This window comes from Comamonas sp. C11, assembly GCF_024496285.1.
Classification (GTDB): domain Bacteria; phylum Pseudomonadota; class Gammaproteobacteria; order Burkholderiales; family Burkholderiaceae_C; genus Comamonas; species Comamonas testosteroni_F.
The window spans coordinates 2,037,739-2,054,053 of the sequence record NZ_CP101743.1 but is presented as its reverse complement, the minus strand read 5'-3'; the positions used below and the strand labels follow the sequence as shown (position 1 = coordinate 2,054,053).

Annotated in this window: 17 protein-coding genes; 1 reads left to right on the top strand and 16 read right to left on the bottom strand. The window is 59.6% G+C overall.

What is annotated here, in order from left to right; genetic code table 11:
• The first annotated feature begins 592 nt into the window (after nt 1–592).
• Nucleotides 593–841, top strand: a complete 249-nt coding sequence (locus NOX35_RS09470; protein ID WP_256496461.1) for a hypothetical protein — start codon at nt 593–595, stop codon at nt 839–841.
• 32 nt (nt 842–873) lie between these two features.
• Here the strand turns inward: NOX35_RS09470 and NOX35_RS09465 are convergent, their stop codons facing one another.
• The 16 genes from NOX35_RS09465 to NOX35_RS09390 all read right to left on the bottom strand — a co-directional run bounded on the left by NOX35_RS09465 (nt 874) and on the right by NOX35_RS09390 (nt 16,282).
• Nucleotides 874–1,281 (bottom strand): hypothetical protein, encoded by a 408-nt coding sequence (locus tag NOX35_RS09465; protein ID WP_256496460.1) that lies wholly within the window; start codon nt 1,279–1,281, stop codon nt 874–876.
• Between the two features lie 41 nt (nt 1,282–1,322).
• Nucleotides 1,323–1,793 (bottom strand): hypothetical protein, encoded by a 471-nt coding sequence (locus tag NOX35_RS09460; RefSeq protein WP_256496459.1) that lies wholly within the window; start codon nt 1,791–1,793, stop codon nt 1,323–1,325.
• Nucleotides 1,790–2,116, bottom strand: a complete 327-nt coding sequence (locus NOX35_RS09455; protein ID WP_256496458.1) for a hypothetical protein — start codon at nt 2,114–2,116, stop codon at nt 1,790–1,792. Before NOX35_RS09455 ends, NOX35_RS09460 begins: the two co-directional genes overlap by 4 nt.
• 68 nt (nt 2,117–2,184) lie before the next feature.
• Complete coding sequence (locus NOX35_RS09450; protein ID WP_256496457.1) at nt 2,185–5,079, bottom strand: SGNH/GDSL hydrolase family protein; 2,895 nt, start codon at nt 5,077–5,079, stop codon at nt 2,185–2,187.
• A gap of 8 nt (nt 5,080–5,087) precedes the next feature.
• Nucleotides 5,088–5,894, bottom strand: a complete 807-nt coding sequence (locus tag NOX35_RS09445) for a hypothetical protein (RefSeq protein WP_256496456.1) — start codon at nt 5,892–5,894, stop codon at nt 5,088–5,090.
• Nucleotides 5,895–6,466: 572 nt separating this feature from the next.
• The gene (locus NOX35_RS09440; protein WP_256496455.1) at nt 6,467–8,680 is read right to left on the bottom strand and encodes a hypothetical protein; all 2,214 of its coding nucleotides are present in this window, start codon (nt 8,678–8,680) and stop codon (nt 6,467–6,469) included.
• Complete coding sequence (locus NOX35_RS09435; protein WP_256496454.1) at nt 8,680–9,948, bottom strand: hypothetical protein; 1,269 nt, start codon at nt 9,946–9,948, stop codon at nt 8,680–8,682. The genes NOX35_RS09440 and NOX35_RS09435 overlap by 1 nt, the downstream gene beginning before the upstream one ends.
• Before the next feature lie 3 nt (nt 9,949–9,951).
• On the bottom strand, nt 9,952–10,194 hold the full coding sequence (locus NOX35_RS09430; RefSeq protein WP_256496453.1) for a hypothetical protein: 243 nt from the start codon (nt 10,192–10,194) through the stop codon (nt 9,952–9,954).
• A gap of 266 nt (nt 10,195–10,460) precedes the next feature.
• A complete protein-coding gene (locus NOX35_RS09425; protein ID WP_256496452.1) occupies nt 10,461–11,234 on the bottom strand; it encodes a hypothetical protein in 774 nt (257 codons plus the stop codon).
• Nucleotides 11,231–11,644, bottom strand: a complete 414-nt coding sequence (locus tag NOX35_RS09420) for a hypothetical protein (RefSeq protein WP_256496451.1) — start codon at nt 11,642–11,644, stop codon at nt 11,231–11,233. The genes NOX35_RS09425 and NOX35_RS09420 overlap by 4 nt, the downstream gene beginning before the upstream one ends.
• The gene (locus NOX35_RS09415) at nt 11,641–11,952 is read right to left on the bottom strand and encodes a hypothetical protein (protein ID WP_256496450.1); all 312 of its coding nucleotides are present in this window, start codon (nt 11,950–11,952) and stop codon (nt 11,641–11,643) included. Before NOX35_RS09415 ends, NOX35_RS09420 begins: the two co-directional genes overlap by 4 nt.
• Nucleotides 11,949–13,400 (bottom strand): hypothetical protein, encoded by a 1,452-nt coding sequence (locus NOX35_RS09410; protein ID WP_256496449.1) that lies wholly within the window; start codon nt 13,398–13,400, stop codon nt 11,949–11,951. Before NOX35_RS09410 ends, NOX35_RS09415 begins: the two co-directional genes overlap by 4 nt.
• Nucleotides 13,397–14,026, bottom strand: a complete 630-nt coding sequence (locus NOX35_RS09405) for a hypothetical protein (RefSeq protein ID WP_256496448.1) — start codon at nt 14,024–14,026, stop codon at nt 13,397–13,399. The genes NOX35_RS09410 and NOX35_RS09405 overlap by 4 nt, the downstream gene beginning before the upstream one ends.
• Nucleotides 14,023–14,340: a hypothetical protein gene (locus NOX35_RS09400; RefSeq protein WP_256496447.1), complete on the bottom strand. Its 318-nt coding sequence runs from the start codon at nt 14,338–14,340 to the stop codon at nt 14,023–14,025. Before NOX35_RS09400 ends, NOX35_RS09405 begins: the two co-directional genes overlap by 4 nt.
• A 48-nt stretch (nt 14,341–14,388) precedes the next feature.
• Nucleotides 14,389–15,333, bottom strand: coding sequence for a DUF5309 domain-containing protein (locus NOX35_RS09395; protein ID WP_256496446.1), 945 nt, complete (start codon nt 15,331–15,333; stop codon nt 14,389–14,391).
• Between the two features lie 4 nt (nt 15,334–15,337).
• A complete protein-coding gene (locus NOX35_RS09390; RefSeq protein ID WP_256496445.1) occupies nt 15,338–16,282 on the bottom strand; it encodes a hypothetical protein in 945 nt (314 codons plus the stop codon).
• Nucleotides 16,283–16,315: the final 33 nt, after the last annotated feature.

The window sequence follows — 16,315 nt, the reverse complement described above, 5'->3', positions numbered from 1 at the left end:
GACGGGCAAAGACTTTGGTTAAGCGGCCCGGAAGCTCTCGGATTGAGTACGCAAGCCTTGATCCAAGGGGCGTGAGCGGCGCTTTGGCATCTATACCGGCAAACGCCAGGCGAGCCTGTCGCAACTAGCAGCTCGACAGCGCCCCCGTTTGCCTTGATGGCAGAGTTCGCGGACCTTGCAGGCTCGGACCGGGTGGAATTTTGGGCCCTCACCCCCGTAGATCGACCTCAAGGCAGACATGATTTGCCTCATGCGCGTCCAGCAACAAGGTAGAAATCAAAAAGTAAAGCACAGACCACGCATATCCTGTCGTTTGCCGGCTTGCTTTTCCGCCCCATGAAGCCTCGCGACACAAAGACAGCAATCACCAAGGCTGCCGACCCCATCGGGCTTCACTTGGGGCTGGCAGCGGTTCGTGGCCGATACCATGAGGAAAGGCTGATCAGCACCGGACCAGATTACAGCTCTGCATGCATGCTCCAGACCCGACACAAGAATCGATACGGAGCGCTGCCCGGACTTTACCCAAGCAAAGCAAGAGCGCCCGTGTCCACGAACGCTCAAGGAGGGCAAACCGCAATTCCTTGGAGTGATGAATATTCCCACCATGGGAATAAAACAGAAAAGCCGCTACAGCTTTAATAGCTGTAGCGGCTTATGCATTCTGGTGGGTCCTGCGAGATTCGAACTCGCGACCAACGGATTAAAAGCGGCGTGCTCGCTGTTTGCGCATTCATGTGACACAGGGAAGGCCAAAGCGCAGGGCCAGCATGCAGCGCATGGTTTACCGCCCATGTTGGCAAAATCTCCCGCACAAAAAAAAGAGCCCCCTCGCACCTGATTTGGGTGTCGAGGGGGCTTTTTTGCGTTTGTTCAGCGAGGCCAAGACTCGGTGATCATTCTCGCATCATTTGCGTGTCCATCAGCTTGTTTTGCCATCCACTGATATTCCGCTGTGCACGCGCCGAGTAGCTCTCCTGCGGTTGCAGCGTACTCATCGACGGCGGCGCGGGAAGCGGCTGCGATACGGGCTGGCACGCCGGCGAGTTGCTTGCGCAGGCCGTCAGCAGCAGCGGCAGCAGCACCAGCATCAGCCTGCAAGCTCTCAGCCCGGGCCTGAGCGGATTTGATTGCGTCATCCTTGGTTTTCTCCATGCGTGAATAGGAAGCCAAAGCGGATGCACTGGCTCGCATAGTCTGCTCTGCATGCTCTTTTTTCAGGAGCGATATGCGGGCCTCTGCGCGTTGGGCATTGCCCCACCATCCGGCGGCAAAAGCCATGACCACCAGCACGGCCAGCACCAGGGCCTGGGTGCGGCCAGTCATCGCACATACTCCAGCGCCTTCTGATAGAAGCCGGGCCAGGTCTGAGGATGCGGCTTGCCCGGGCGCCAGTTGCGCAAGTAGTACGCCCAGGCCTCATCGACCTTGCCGAGTGCTGGCAGTGGCCTGGGGTCGCTCAGCAGCAGAAGCCGGGCGAACCCAGCGCCAAGCACATCATCATGTTCAAGCCGGTTGTAGACAGCTGCAGGCGTAGCTTCCACCTCACGAGCTGCGCACAGGGCGCGGGCCTTGGCCTGCGTCACCTCATGGTTCAGCACCCCCTTCACACCCCCGCCCTGCTCAAACTGCCAGAAGCTGCGTGCTGGGCCGCCAATCTGGCGCCGGTAGATGAACCGACTTTCCTGCAGACCTATGGCAAGCAGCTCAACCAGCGCTTCCTGGGTGTTCTTCACGCCGATCAGGCTCAAGGCCGGCAGGATGGCGGTTTTGGTGATGTCGTCTAAGGTCATGCAGCACCCCCGTCCTTCGGTGGCAGCCCAAGGCGCTTGCGCACCCATTCATTGAGCAGCGGCCCCAGAGCGAACTGATCCCATGCCCTGAACACCCAGTCGGCCGCCGTCATTGAGAACATGCCGACGACGAATCCGCCGAGCCCCTCAGACAGACCTGTTGCCTGCACAAAGTCAGGCGTCCCATAGTTGCTGGCCGCGATACCCAGGACCAGCATTGCCGCCTTACGCGGCCACGTTCCTTGCATCCACATAAGCGCTCCTGCACTGCCGAGAATGCCAGGCACCTTCGGCAGTAGTTGGTCAGTCCAGTTGTTGTCCATAGCCCTCCCAGGCACGAAATCCACCCGCGGGTGTTCAAAAGAAAGGCCGCCGAAGCGGGTTCAGCTGTTCACTGAAGATTGATCAGAACGCGGCGGATGTTCTCGAAAATGAGCTTGTAGCCATAGTCGTTGGGGTGCAGGCCGTCTGGCGCCCACACCTCGCCGTACATCTTCGCGGGCACCGTAGCTTGGTAGTTGTCGATGAAATCGAGGTTCATGTCCTTCGACATGCTGCGCAATGCATCGACCACACGCCGCTGCGTGTAGACACGGCCAGGCGCATAGTCGATCGCATCTGATACAGCATTCGAAGCCATCACGATTACCTTGCGCCCGGCTGCAATCAGCGCCTGGGTGATTCGAGTCGAGAACAGATAAGTGCTATAGCTCCCAGACGGGTTGGGCCGGTCGTTTGTGCCCAACTGCATCAGCACGAATTCAGCCCGCTTGGCGAGAGCTGCATTGAGGTTTGCGCTGCCAGGAAGCCAGGAGCCTGTGCTTGTTCCGCTGATCCCGTCGTTGATCACCTTGATGTAGCGGTTCGCACGGAATCCCTCGAGCCTGAAGATATTGCTCGCAGACTTCACGATCATTTCCATCTTGTAGCGACCAAATGGGAATGTCAGCGTCTTCTCTGTGTGCCACGCCTCTGCACCGTAATAGCTGAACTCCCCAAGCTTGGTGCCATTGCCCCACAACTCCACGATGGATCCCGCCTCGTCAGATGCATTGGTTGGGCAGCAGACGAACGTGAGGTTGTCCCCTGTCAGATCGAACTGGAGTGCCCCTTTGTTCTTGGCCGTGCCAGCAGCCGAAGAGAACTCCCACATGTTGCTATAGGCAAGCGCGTTCTCGTTGTACGTGTGGACAGGTGCAACGCCGGTCGATTTCATCGTGAACCCGAGATTGCCGGAGGCAAGATGCACATTCGACAGCCCGGTCCATGTGCGCTCCGAATAGGTTGCTACGCCACTTGTGGCGACGAGCGACCCATCAATGAACGACTCTCCAAGCCACTTGTGAAAAAGGTTGGCCCAAGAGTTATTGGTCATCCCGTTATGGCCCTGCCCGTCATCTGCGGCACCAGTAGACCCAACACCCCAGGTAATGGAATCGCCAATAAGCTGAACTTCTACAGATCGCAATGGGTTGGTAACTGCATGCATGAGATCAGACATGGCCCGCAAAGGCGTGATGGCCGATTCCAAAGCAGTTAGGCGTTTTTGATCATCCGCAGCAGAAGCTGCAGTCGCAAAAATGCTGTCGGCCATCCCCATAGCAAACCACTCCAAATCCCACGAAGTTGCGCCTGCACGATCAGACAGGGATATCCAAACCTGAGTCAGTGTTACGCCAGCTGGCCATGCCGTGCCGTCGCCTCGCTTGGAGATGTCGATGTCGTACACCACATAATCCAGACCATCACGGCGGCCCACATTCGAAGCATCGACCTGGTAGTAATGGGCGTCCCCTGCCGAATCGCGCAAGAAGAGCAAGTAGCTACGCTCATCGCTTCCGCCGACAGCTCGCATCTTGTAGCGTGCACGAGTGGTTTGCGCTGGTGCAAGTGGCGTTGTGAAGGATCGCGACATCCACCCCAGGCCAGTACCGACACCCGTAGGGGTATAGCGGATCGCACCGCCGACAACTGCCGAGGTGAATCCAGTCGGAGCCATAAACGTAGGGTTGATGGTCGATGTGCTCTCGACCTGCACACTGCGCAGCACATATTTCTGGGCAGTTGTTCCAGGAGCCACAGCAGCCGGAATATCGACGTTACGGATAATCAGCGTTTCCCGGCTTAGGTCTGCATTGGTGGCGAAATCAGCCCGCTCTACGCCAATAGCAATCCACTCGATATCGATAATCGCGTTGTTCTGCGTTGGGACATACAGCGCGATATAGACGCCGTTGATTACCTCAGTCCCCCAGTCAGAACCGTCGGGCTTCTTGGAAATATCAACGATATGAGTGGCCCAGCCAACGATGCGGCCAGTGTTGTAAATAGAGGCTGTGCTAGTCCTATATGCATACGTCACACCAGCCGTGTCTCGCAGCTGGATTTCGTACAGGCGCGCCGCTGGCGAACCCGTGAAATGGCGCATGCGATAACCAACGCGATTCTGCAGCTTGGGTGAAAACTGCTGAGAAGCATTGAGTCCGCTGTTTGCGTAATAGCCAACCGATGTCGTTACACCGTCCGGCGTGAGGCGGATAACACCATCAACCACAGAGCGCGTATATCCTGCCCCAGGCGTAAACACGGTCGAGTTTGTCGCATCAACACGCAGGTGCGGAAAGATGCCACCCGAGTTCATTGCTATCGCAATACGCCCACTCGGAAGCGTCCCGATCAACACACTAGCAGTTGCGTTGGTTCGGCGATAAATATAAGCGGCAATGTCTCCACTGCCTTGAACTAAGAACGAAGCTCCATCTGCGGTTGCTGCTCTTCCGGTTGGCTCGTCTGGGTACAGATTCGCATTTGCTACCGCAGCATCGCGGGCTGCTTCTGCGAGCAGGGCTGCATCTTGTGAGAGGACCGCGCTAGAGTTTGCCTGTATCGAGGATATTGCAGCACTCTGAGAATACTGAAGGGCATTGGCTTCGCTTGTCGCTGCCCCTGTCGCTGCAGCTTGTGCAACTGCCGCGGCCTCCTGCGCCTCTATAACCGCTTCCTCTAGTTGGCCAAACTCCATATCGTCGGGGTCAAGGAGCAGAACAACGTCCTGGTCAGTTACCGTCGCTCCAGCTACTGTAGTAACTAGGCTGTAGCGGCCATTTACTGCATAGAACGAAAATGTTCCATCAGCACCTGTAGATAGGGGATTTGCCGCCGGTATTAGACCCTCACGGTCCAAATACAGCGTGGCCAGGCTTCCATCTTCCTTTAGAACGGAGACGGGCGCATTTCGCACCGCATCGCCACTGGTATTGGTGATGTTTGACTTGTACTTTTGCATGATTTACCTCACATGACGCGCATCACCCAGGCCCCAGTGGCCGACTTCATCCGCGCTTCAGTGCCACCGTTGTTTTCAACGGTCACCGTGTGCTGATGTCCAGCGACTTCAAGCGCTGTTCCGGATACAGAGTGACCATGGCCACCTGCGCCACCGGTTGACCCACCGGTGTCCGATCCCGCAGCCCGCCCAGACCAGCCACCACCTGCCAAGGCGACGAGATAGGAGCTTTGTGTATTTCCATGGGTGTGATCAGGTACGGTGTCTGTGCTGCCTGCCACCGTGTGAGAGTGGCCTCCTGCTGTTCCAGTAGATGCGCCATGACTGTGTTCACGGTTCTGGCTGTCCTGAATTTGGCCTGGAGCGTTTGCAGCGCCTGATCCGTCACCGCGCACAGTCACAGAGCCGATGCTGTTTGTTTGCTTGCCATTCAAATCAGGCATCCGGAACGTAGTTGCTCCGTCTCCAGCGGAAAACGACGCACGAAGCGTTGGGCCAGACTGCCAACTGGCCTCAGTCACCATCGGATAGTTGCCAGCAGTCAGAAATGACCACAGTGCTGGGTAGTCGGCGCGCAGCAACAACTGGCCATCCAGTGGCTGCATGCGGCTTGCGATTGCAGATCTCGCACCGCCCCACCACATAACTGAGGTGAGCGGAATCCCTTCCAGGTTCAGACGGTCACGCAACTGAGCGATAAATGCCCCATGAGCGCGGATGTAGTTGTCAAGATTCGGGAAAACCGGCTCTGTGCCAACTGGATAGTTGTCCACCGGAATCGGTGACAGCTCATCAATCGAGGTGGGTACTGGCATGGCGTTTTGTCATGAAAAAACCCGCCATGGCGAACCGTGGCGGGTTTGAGGTTGTCGGGACTGGTGACTACTTGATCGGCGCGATCAGGACATCAGGAATGCGATATGCAAGCGCAACAATGGCGCAGGCGATGGCAATCTTCCAGAGGCCATATTTTTCGATGAGCATCTTTAGGGACTCCACATAGGGGTGCTTTTCAGATTCGTTTCTGGTACTCTTGGGACTCTTCAAGACATTCCTCCTTGCTCTTCTGGTGGAAACAAGAAAGCCCCAGGCGCTCGTAACGCTCTGGGGCTTTCGCTTTGGGGTTGTGGGTTAAGTCAACGGTTTCAATTCAGCTGTGGCGGCCTGGGGCCGGAGACGGTCAAACTGACCTCCTCCATAACAGTGCGTACCGCTTGAATCGGTCTGCTCCTATTGATGGGGTTAATCGATCCAGACGCTGGTTTGATACGATGCCGTCATGAACTCCTTCCAAGATTTCGTGCTCTGGTGGAATAGCCAGCCCTGGTCCATCGCAATGAGCGAATGGGGGGAGAGCACCGGGATCGCTCCCGGCACCTTCGGCTACCTACTTGCGCTTATCGTTCTTGGTGCGCTCGGCGTCTTCAGGGATCGCAAGTAATCCACCCATCGCAGCCCCACGGCCGGCGTTTGACAGAAGGCCATATTCCGGCGCTTGCGGTGCCAGAAGACCGCGGCTTGCACGCAGAGCATTTGCAGTGCGGCCTGTGCTCACAAGAGCATCAACCTGCTGATTGATGTTCAAGAGCGGAATCTTGCTGGTGATTCCTGTCAGAGCATTCAACGCCTTCCCTACTACTAAGGCCCCCGAGTTGCTGTTGTTCACCGCTGACCCCGCCGGCTGCGCCTGGATATAGCTCGCCACGCGTCCGATTCGCTGCAACTGCTGTATGTCCTCCGGGGAGAAGAACAGACCCAGTTTTTCAGGACCAAGAGAGCTAAGCGCCGAGTTCAGCGACTTCTGAGAAATATTCCCCACCTCATCAGCTGCCCCACTCAGGGCCTTGCGCTTGATGTGGGTGGCGAGCGCATCACGAACGACTTGCCTGCCCTCCGGCGTGAGATTTCTTGCCACCTGGGCCGCTTCATCCGCCGTCCCATCGATGACAAACCTCTTGGCCAGCCTCGCCGGATCAGCGTTGGCACTGTCCGAAAGGGCCGAGCGCACCAGAGGCGAAGAGTCCTCAAACCCATAGGCTGCCCGCGTTGCCTGCCGTGCGCGGTCAATCGCTGACATAGCGTCACCAGGCAGGGGGTCAGTCACCCTCATCTGCTGGGCGGTTCTGGCCGCAGCCGGCGCACCGCCGGGATTGAAGATCTGCGATGCCGCAGGCTGCATGCGGGCTTGCTCCAGAATATCCCGGGCCACGCCGGCCGCCGCCGCCTCATTCCCGCCAGCGCGCATGGTGTTGGACAGCATGCTCTGCAGGTTGCGGTACGCCTGGGGTGTGAACTGGTCTGGATTCGTTTGCAAGGCCTGGATGTACGAGGATATCCGCGAATCCATGAACGGCATCAGGCCGGCGTCGTCCAGGGCGGCATTGATGTCGCCCAGCACATTGGCCTGCATGGGCATGCGATATCCAGGCGTGGCTCGAGCGTCTCGCCATGCGGCAGACTCTGCAGCCCGGAGCGCATCACGCTGCTGCGCAATGTTCCCGGACAGCGCGCGGCCGGCGGCAATGGCGTCAGTCTCCCGGCCACCTTCCACGCCCTGCAGCAGCTGAATCAGCCGGCTGTTATTGGCGTTCTCCATCTGAGCCAGACCCTGGATATTCGCCAGATTGCTGTTGGCGCCAGTCTTGGCCAGGTTCTTCTCATTGGTGAACTGGATGGGGTCACGCGTCACAGTTCCCCGTGTCGGCGTCACCTCCAAGGCGCGAAAGTCTGCCAGCCGCTGGGCGGCCCGAGCATCCAGCCCTTCCAGAGTATTTGCCTTGCGCAGGTCGGTCATCAGCGACTTCTGCACATTGGCGGGGATGGCATCCCAGTCGCCTCCCGTGATGCTCAAGCGGTTGCGCAACACCGCAGACAGCTCTGTGTCGTTCATGCGTTTAGGCTTGAGCTCAGGCATGGCATCCAGGCCGACGCGACGGCCGACCGCCTCGCTGGCCCGGCCTGCTGCATTCATGGCGGCATTGCCAACCATGCCGCCGGCCACACCACCTGCAAGACCGGCGGCCATCTGCCCTACCCAGTTCATCCCTGCCTCTTTTGCCGCATCGGCCGCCGCCCCACCGCCGGCCCCACCACCGATCTGTGCAGCAGGGTTTGCGGCCAGTGCCGACAGAATGCCTTGCGTGGTGCCTGTGGTGCCGCGGGCGCCCTGGGCGGCCAGTCCAGCAGGAACAGCCGCGCCAAAGCCACCGCGCGTTGCAGCCGCCACACCGCGCTCAAGCCCAGTCTCTGGCTTGGGCAAGCCGAGGCTATCGGCCAGCTTCGAGGCGCTTTCAGACGGCAGGTCGGACTGTATGCCCATGGCGCCAAGCCCAGAACGGAACAAAGCGCCTGGAAGGTCCAGGATCTGGGCCCCACCCTCCAGCGCATAGCGGCCTGTCAAACCGACCTGGCGGCCGATGTTCTCCAGGGCAGAGCGCTGGGGTGTTGGCCGCTGGCCAAGAATCATCTGAGACAACGGGCCCGGGGCAGATGCGGGCTTCTCTGGCGAGTTTGAACGGATCGCAGAAATGATCTGCTCATCGCTCATCCCATCAGGGAATTCAACCTGGCCGACGCCAGGAACCTCAATGATTTGTGGCATTACTCAATCCTTCCTGTCGCCGGATTAAAGCGACGAACAGGCGCAGAAGGCGACTGCTCTTTCGGTGTGGATGGGACCTCAAGGCTGAAAGGCATGAACTCCGCGCCGGGCTGCCGCTGCACGCCGCGAATTTTGGTGTTGTAGCCTTCAACCTGGGTACGCGCCTTGCGGCCGAGGAAGTCCAACAACTTCGGCAAAGCATTGGGGTCGGTAGATAGGCTGGGAACTGTCTTCTTGAGAAACTCTCGGTCAGCATCAGATGGGTTTGCACCAAGAGTCTTGATAGAGCCAAGAACAAATTGATTGGTAATGGCATTGAACTGCTCTGAATTCGCCACTTGTTCTGGAGCAATCTGGAGGCCGATAGACCCGAGAGCCTTTGCTGCATTCAGTTTCAGATCTGCGCCAGTCCCCTGGAACGCTCCCCCTGCAACAACTTTTCGAATCTCATCAATGCTGTGCAGAGTTGTTGCCGCACCTTGCGCCTGCTCTCGCTCTTTGAACAACTGGTCGCTTGCCTGCTTCCCGAAATCGCTCCAGAAGGCCTTTGGCGCTGCATCAACTACGACATTGGTGCGCGCGGCCCCGGCGGCTGCCTTGGCCTTCGAGTAGGCCTGATAGGCCGGATTGGCCACAATCTGGCCGTTGACCATCATGAATGGCTGGTTAGCCGTGTCCTGCACCTGGTCGGGGGTCAGCGACTTGTCCACGGCGCTGGCCTGCTGTCCGGTATACGGGTTCCAGCCGATCACCTGGCCGCCAATGTCCTGAGTCTTGATCTCGGGCGCATTGGCCAGGCCGGTGTTGCGCACGCCGCCGTACTCGTCCACGCCGAAAAGCGACTTGGAGCCATCAGCGCCAGTGACCTGCTGAATCTCCTTCAGTTTGTCGCGGCCGGCGTTGCGAATGTCGGCCCACTTGCTGGGGTCGGAGAACCCGGCCTGCAGGAACGTGGCCGGCGAAGCAGAAATCGCGCCGTCAGCACCAGGCACCATCTTCGCCAGGGCGTCCTGCTGCAGCTTGGCCTGGGCCATCTGCAGGAGCCGGTTGTTCTGCGTGTCCTGGGCCTGGCCGTAGGCAGAAAGGCCGAGCAGACCGCCGCGGCCAATGGCCTGAGCAGTGGTTCCGCGGCTGGCCAGAGCGCCCAGGCCGGCTCCCAGAAGACCTTGAGCAACCGGCGAGCTGAGCAAGCCCATGAAACCACCCTGTTCCGGCTGCTGGCCATAGACCTGCTGGTATGCGCCATAGCTTGGCATCTGTGTTGCCATAAATCACCCCCTGCGCGCAGCGCGCTGAGCCATGAGTTTTTCCGCGCCCGACATCTGGTTGCCACGGGCGGCCGACAGCAGACCGGTGAAGTCGGCTTGCCTGCCTGGGATGCCTGCAGACTGCGCAACCGGCCCCTGCGGGCTATCCATGAGACCCATCTTCCCGGCGATGCCGGCCATGTCGGAGACGGTTTTCAGGTTGGTTGGCGAAAGCAGGCCGCCCGCAGGTGCCGCCGTCTTAGCCATAGACCCAAAACCGATGGCATCTATTCCAGGGACGCCGGTTGATGCTGCAGTTGTTGGCAAAGCCTGCGCGGCAGTGTCAGCCAGGGACCCGAATCCCAGTGCTGTAGTGCCAGCAGCCCCTGGCGCAGATGCGGCCGCGCCACCAAGCCCCCCAAGACCGCCAGTCACGGCACCAAGACCTGCCCCAGTCAACGCGCCAGTCAGAGGGTCCTTATTCGTCAAGGCGCCGCCCAGGGCCCCCAACGCCATTGGCAAGAACTGCAGCATTACTTACCCCCGCTCTGATTTGTCGTTGTGGTGCTGCCGGCGGTGTTGTTCATCACGCCGGTCATGGCCTGCAGCTTCTTGTAGGGGTCATCCTGCTGCTGCTGCCACTGCTCGTAGTTGAAGTCGGCGTTGTTCTGCGCCTGGTCCTGCAGGGTGTTGCCGGCGTTGAGCAGCTGATTCAGGTCCGCATAATCCTGGTTCGCGAAGCCTTGTGCCATGCCCAACGCCGACAGGCGGTTCGCCTGATTGGTGTTGTACGCATTGCCGTACATCTGCGTGGCGACGTTGCCCAGGTTCTGCTGCAGCTGGTTCTGGGACTGCTGCTGCATCTGCTGCAGGCCGGAGTTGCCGAAGGAGCCAGAGCCGACCATGGCCGACTCCATCTGCGGCTTGGCCGTCAGGTTGTAGCTGTCAACCACCGATTTCTGCGCATTGGCCACCTGTTGGTCCAGATAGGGATTCGTCTGGTCGCCCATCATCTGCTGCAAGTTGCCTTGGGCCTGGTTCCACAGGTCGGATCCACCGGTGGCGCGGTCAGTGATGCCCTGCAACGCCTGCTGCTGGGTATTGTTCAGGTCTGCATAGCGCTGGCCGCCGTAGCCTTGCCAGGTCTTGTTTGCCAGCTGGGTTGACAAGTTGGCCACATTGGAGAGCAGCGGTCGGATCTCGTCAGGATATGCAATCGCGCTGCTGCTGGTGCTGGTGCCTCCACCTCCGCCGCCACAGGCTTTCATCTGTCCAAGGGCGCGGCGCTTTTCTTGATGCGGATTCATATGGGCATCCTCAAGGTTGTGTAAATCGGCTCCCAGGGGAGATGCCGTTGATAGAGCCTGACTTGCGCCGGCTTGGCGCTGCAGCGCATTTCTGTGCAGCCGTTGGCCCGGGCCATGGCCGCCAGTTGTTCACTGCAGGCCAGCCAATGGCCGCCGGGGGCGTACAGCTCGCAGATGTGCAGCGCGCGGACATTGGGAAGCTGGTCGATGCGCGTAACAGCCCAGCCAACAGCCTTCCCGTCCAGGTCGATGCGGATCAGATCACGCTCGCCACGGCTGAGAAGCAGCTTGAGCTGTTCTCCGGTGATCTCGCCGCCCGAGGTTTCGCAGGCCTTGGCCAGCATGTGCGCACCATCCAGCCAGGCGCGGCCAACGAAGGCCGCAGGGATGACTTGCAGCTTGTAGGTCATGTGCCAGTCACCCCCCTGTCTTCGGCCCAAGTGCCAGACTCTCCACCGGCAACGCATATCCACCCCTTGAGAACATATTGCGAGCCGGCTGTTCCCAGCACCACCGGTGATTTGTTCCGGATGTAGTCGCCCTGCTGCCACAACCCAGTTGTCGGATGAGCATCCATGGCGTTGTAGTGGCCAGAGATGCGCCCTTCAGATACGGCATTGATCTGCACCGCGAACTGCGGAAGCACCTGACTGGCCAGCGCGCGGATGACCGATGGCAGGTCACTGCCAAGGCGGAAGTTGTCGGTTGGAACTCTCATCTGAATCCTGCCTGCTTCAGCCTGGGGCTGATCCCGATCAGCGCATAGTCGCCAGTCACATCGACCTTGAACCGGTGCCAGCGGGCGCGCTGCCGGAGGTCAAATGCTGCATCGTCACGGATGGCCACCGATGCCATCTGCACCTGAGAACCACCATCGTCTTTGGTGAAACCAGTGGCAAATGCTCCGAGCGGCGACTTTTTCAGCCTTAGGGACAGCCGATCGCAAGAGCTGTATTGCTCCTCATCGCCCCAGTCTCCAGTGGTGAAGCTGGATTGCCCTGGGATGCCGCTGAACGTCATGATGCGATTGCTCTGGTCAAAGCCCGACATCAGCTCTTGCTCTTCCGTCCAGAACGGTGAGTCATAGTCAATGTCGGGGCCGGTGTCGTAGGTCGAGATCAGGCCGGACGATCCGTCATAGGTCTGCGCCGGCGATGCAAAGCGCAGCAGACTTCGGATCTTGTGATTGGCGCGGCCCCACCGCCCAGTCGATGGGTGGTAGACCAAGCCCATGTCAACATCGCCACCACCCGCCACGCTGGGGAAGAAGAACCAGGCCAGCTGGTTCTGCTTGTCCCAATAGGCTATGGAGCGGTGCATGTATTTCGGGTTGCGCACGCCCACGAACCAGTCGCGCAGCACCCCGCGGCCAATCGGCCGTACCTGCACGCCATCAAAGGCATAGATGTCGTCATCGCCGATGAAGAAGTGCGCCTTTCCGGTGTCGCAGACAGCATCCTGACCCACGCAGCCCACATCAGAGTCGACCATCGTGTAGTTCCATACCTCCGCGGGGCCCGTATAGCGCCCAACGTAGGTCGAACGACGCTTGTAGACGATCACATCATCACCGAGACGATGCGCGGCCGATATTTCCCCGCCGGATTCCACCAGGCGCCCGGTTGTGCATAGTGTCGACACGTTTGGCGTCCAGTCAGAGGCGTTCAGGTAGGCGGAGCACCACCACCGGTCCGGCGAATCCCCATAGGTGGTTTCATCGGTGTTGAAGGCCATGACGAAGCCCTTGAGCGAGACAAGGATCTTCGCTTTGGGAGCATCTGTCACTGGCGCAAAATCGCTTCCTGTGGCGATGTGCATGCCGGCTGATCGGCTGGAAGCGACAGTGCTGTTGGCAAACTGAGTCAATGCCCAGACTTCCTCATTTCCCAGAGAAAACGGTGCACCAGACCCGGAAATGTCGCTCCAGACATTGCCTGCAAGCATGTACAAGTGCGCGGTGCTCCCAGCAAATACCAGCCTGTTCCCGTTGAGATCAATGGCTGCCAGCGCACCGCGGGCCTGTTCCGGGAGGGCCTGGATGCCCAAAGGCGTAGCTGTCGGCCCAGGCCGCATGCCAAGCTCTGATGGGATCAGGTTTTCGCAATCCACCAGCAGGCCCGGTGTGGTCGGGTCTGAATCCGGCGCAAAACCGAGCACTTTGTTCATACGACCCCCGGGGACTGGACGGCGATTGATGCGCCGCCCCATTTGTGCAGATTGATGGCTGCGAGCATCTGATCCACGGCCGTGGCGTACATACCCCGATAGCCGAGCGCCGCTTCTGGGTCACGCAGCCAGACAGAACCAAGTTCGCAGCACTTCCACAGATAAACGTCTGGCCCGTCACTGAGCAGCCAGTTGGAATCTGAATCGAACTTCAGGCCCGGGAGCCTTTGCAAGTAGCGCAGACGATATGACCCGGCCGGCTTGCCTGTGAGGTGGATCACTTCGCCGACGCGCGCAAAATAGCGCGGATCGTTCTTGCACCGCCAGTCCTCATAGGGAAGCTCTTTGACCACTTGGTCATTGAAAACGAGCTCCTGTAGCTCCAAGAGATCGCCGGGCAACTGGATCTCTCCTGCCGGCACCTGGCCTTCAACCTGCATCACTTGGAAGGTAGAGCGCAGACGCGGCTCCCTGGAGAACTCTGCTTCGGCTAACTGGATGAAGTTGGGAATGCGTTCGTTCAGGTCGGTGCGGTTCAGCCAAGCGGCAATATCTTTGCTCAGGCTCAGCAGCGTTGTCCCAGAGGCGCCGCCTGTACCGCCGGGGACGATGATCGTGGAGCTCATAGCCGCCCTTTCCAGACGCGAAAGACGCTGTTATCAGGGTCTTCCAGGAACTGCTTCAACAAACCCGAATCCTGAAGAACATCGGCGTAGGTCTTTCCTCGCTTCTGGGCCCACTCGGTCAGCACAGGGATGGGCACCGATGCCACATGCTTGTCGCCCATGCCAGTCGTATGCGCACCGATGTTGTGCAGCCCTTTGGCGCGCTCGACGGCGGCTGTTACGTCTGTCACCTGCTGGACAGTCACCTTGCCATCACCGTGGTCGTGCCAGATGGCCTGCGAGTGGCCGTTGTTGCTCAGGATTCGTTTCTGCATAAATAAAAAGCCGCCCCATAGGGCGGCCTATTTCAGTTGGCGGATGGATCAGGGCTGCAGATCGCGGATAGCGCCGCTGGCAGCTTCCTGGTTGGACTGCAGCGTCCACTCGGTGTTGATCATCCAGTTTTCCGAGTCGCCGGTCTTCGCCAGAGGCGTGGCCTTCATGCCGCGCAGAGTCAGAAGCTTCCAGCGCTTGGGGTCGATCAGGAAAACGTCACGGGCACGCTGCTGGCGGCTATTGACCACGGTGTAGGTGCCGAAGTCGCCAACATAAATGTCCGCAGTGGCCACGGTGGTGGCGGCCTTGGACTTCACATCGTTTGTCTTCTGGGCCACGCCGGTGAAGGCCGAAACCGTCGCACGCAGTGCCGCTGGCACGAACAGCAGCGATGGATCACCGCCCTGCTCCCAGCACTTCTGGCCAACGTCTTTCAGCATCGCTTCAGTGAAGGTGCGCAGCGTACCGTCAGTGGGGGCTGTGTTGGTATCGGGGTTCGGTGCAACACCGGTGGCACCCAAGCTGTTGTTCGTTGCCAACCAGCCAGCGATGCCGCGAGCCTGAGGCGCAACGCCAGAGGCAGCAGTAATCGCCGTGGTGTTGTTGATGGCCGCAAACTCGATGTCGCGCTTGAGCTCGATCATCTTCTTTGCCTTCTGGTAGGCCACTTCGGATTTGCGGCCGGCCTTGTCGACCACTTCCTGTGTGCCGGTGACCGAGAAAGTCTTTTCGGAGATCTGCGTGCGGTTGCCGACGCGCTTGGTGGGCGTGGTCGCTGCGATGGTGGGGTTGTTACCCTGCTCCACCTTGTTGTTGGCGGCGGCGCCCAGGGCGTCGGTCTGCCACTCGGGGAAGACCGAGGATGCGGGGCCCTTGCCGATCGCCGACACGAAGGGGGTTTCTTCGGGAGAGATGCGGTAGATCGCATCGGCCAGTTCTTCGCGGTTGCCCACCGCGTTGAACGTGGCGAAGGAATTGGTCTGTTGAGCCATATCTTTACTCCGAGGCTGCGATCAATGCAGCCAAAGAATCCACGTCACGGCGGGCATTCAACTGCTTCCAGGCCGCTTCGCGTTTCGATTGGGGAACGCTGGCTGCACCAGGCTTGGATGCCTTGGGCGGTGCTGCCTGCACTTTTTGTTGGGTTGCCGGCTTCTTGGCCTGCAGGGCGCGCCACTGCGCGGCCTCGTGCAGAACCTTCAGGGTGCGGGCATCCGCCACCTGGGAAAGCTCGGCATCCGTGAAACCATGGGCGATGCCCGTTTCTCGCATGGCCTTCAGTTGCTCAGCACCGAACCCTGGGATATCGCGTTGCATGGTCTGCAGGGCTTCCTGGGTACGCTGCTGAAACTGGGTGGCCTGCTCCGCTTCGCGCTGCTGGACCTTGGCCTGGAAGCTTCGTGCCGTGTCTTGGGCCCGTGCTTCCAGTTGTCGCCACTGTGCTTGCAGCCGGCCTGCTTCGGTCGGGTCCTGCTCGTACAGGGCATTCCAGTCAGCTTTGGCAAACAGAGCCAGCTGCTCCTGCATGTTCATCAGCTGCGCTTGTTCGCGGGCGAACTCCTGCACCTGCTGGTACTGCTTGGCAACCTGCTCCGATGCCTGCTTGCGCTCGTCGGCCAGGGCTTGGGTCTTCTGCGTGTAGTCGGACTGCCGCAGATAACCAGCCTTCAGCTCAGAGAGAGGGGCTTCCAGAGTCTCGCCGCCGGCAGTGGTCCACGAAATGACTGCATCGTCGGCAGGGGCCTGGGCGGCTTGTCCTTCGTCGTCTGCAGCTGCCTCTTGCACGCCTTCCGGGTCGCTTTCGGCTTCGGTGGCGCTTTCGGCCTGGGAATCGTCTGCACCTTCAGTAGATCCAGGGGCGTCGTGCGCTTGTCCTTCGTCGTCGTTCAGTGCATTGGCCAGGTCTTCCAGCGTCGGGCTTTGGTCTTGATCGTCGTCCATGATCGTTGGTGTGGTTGGTCTGGCCAGGTGTGA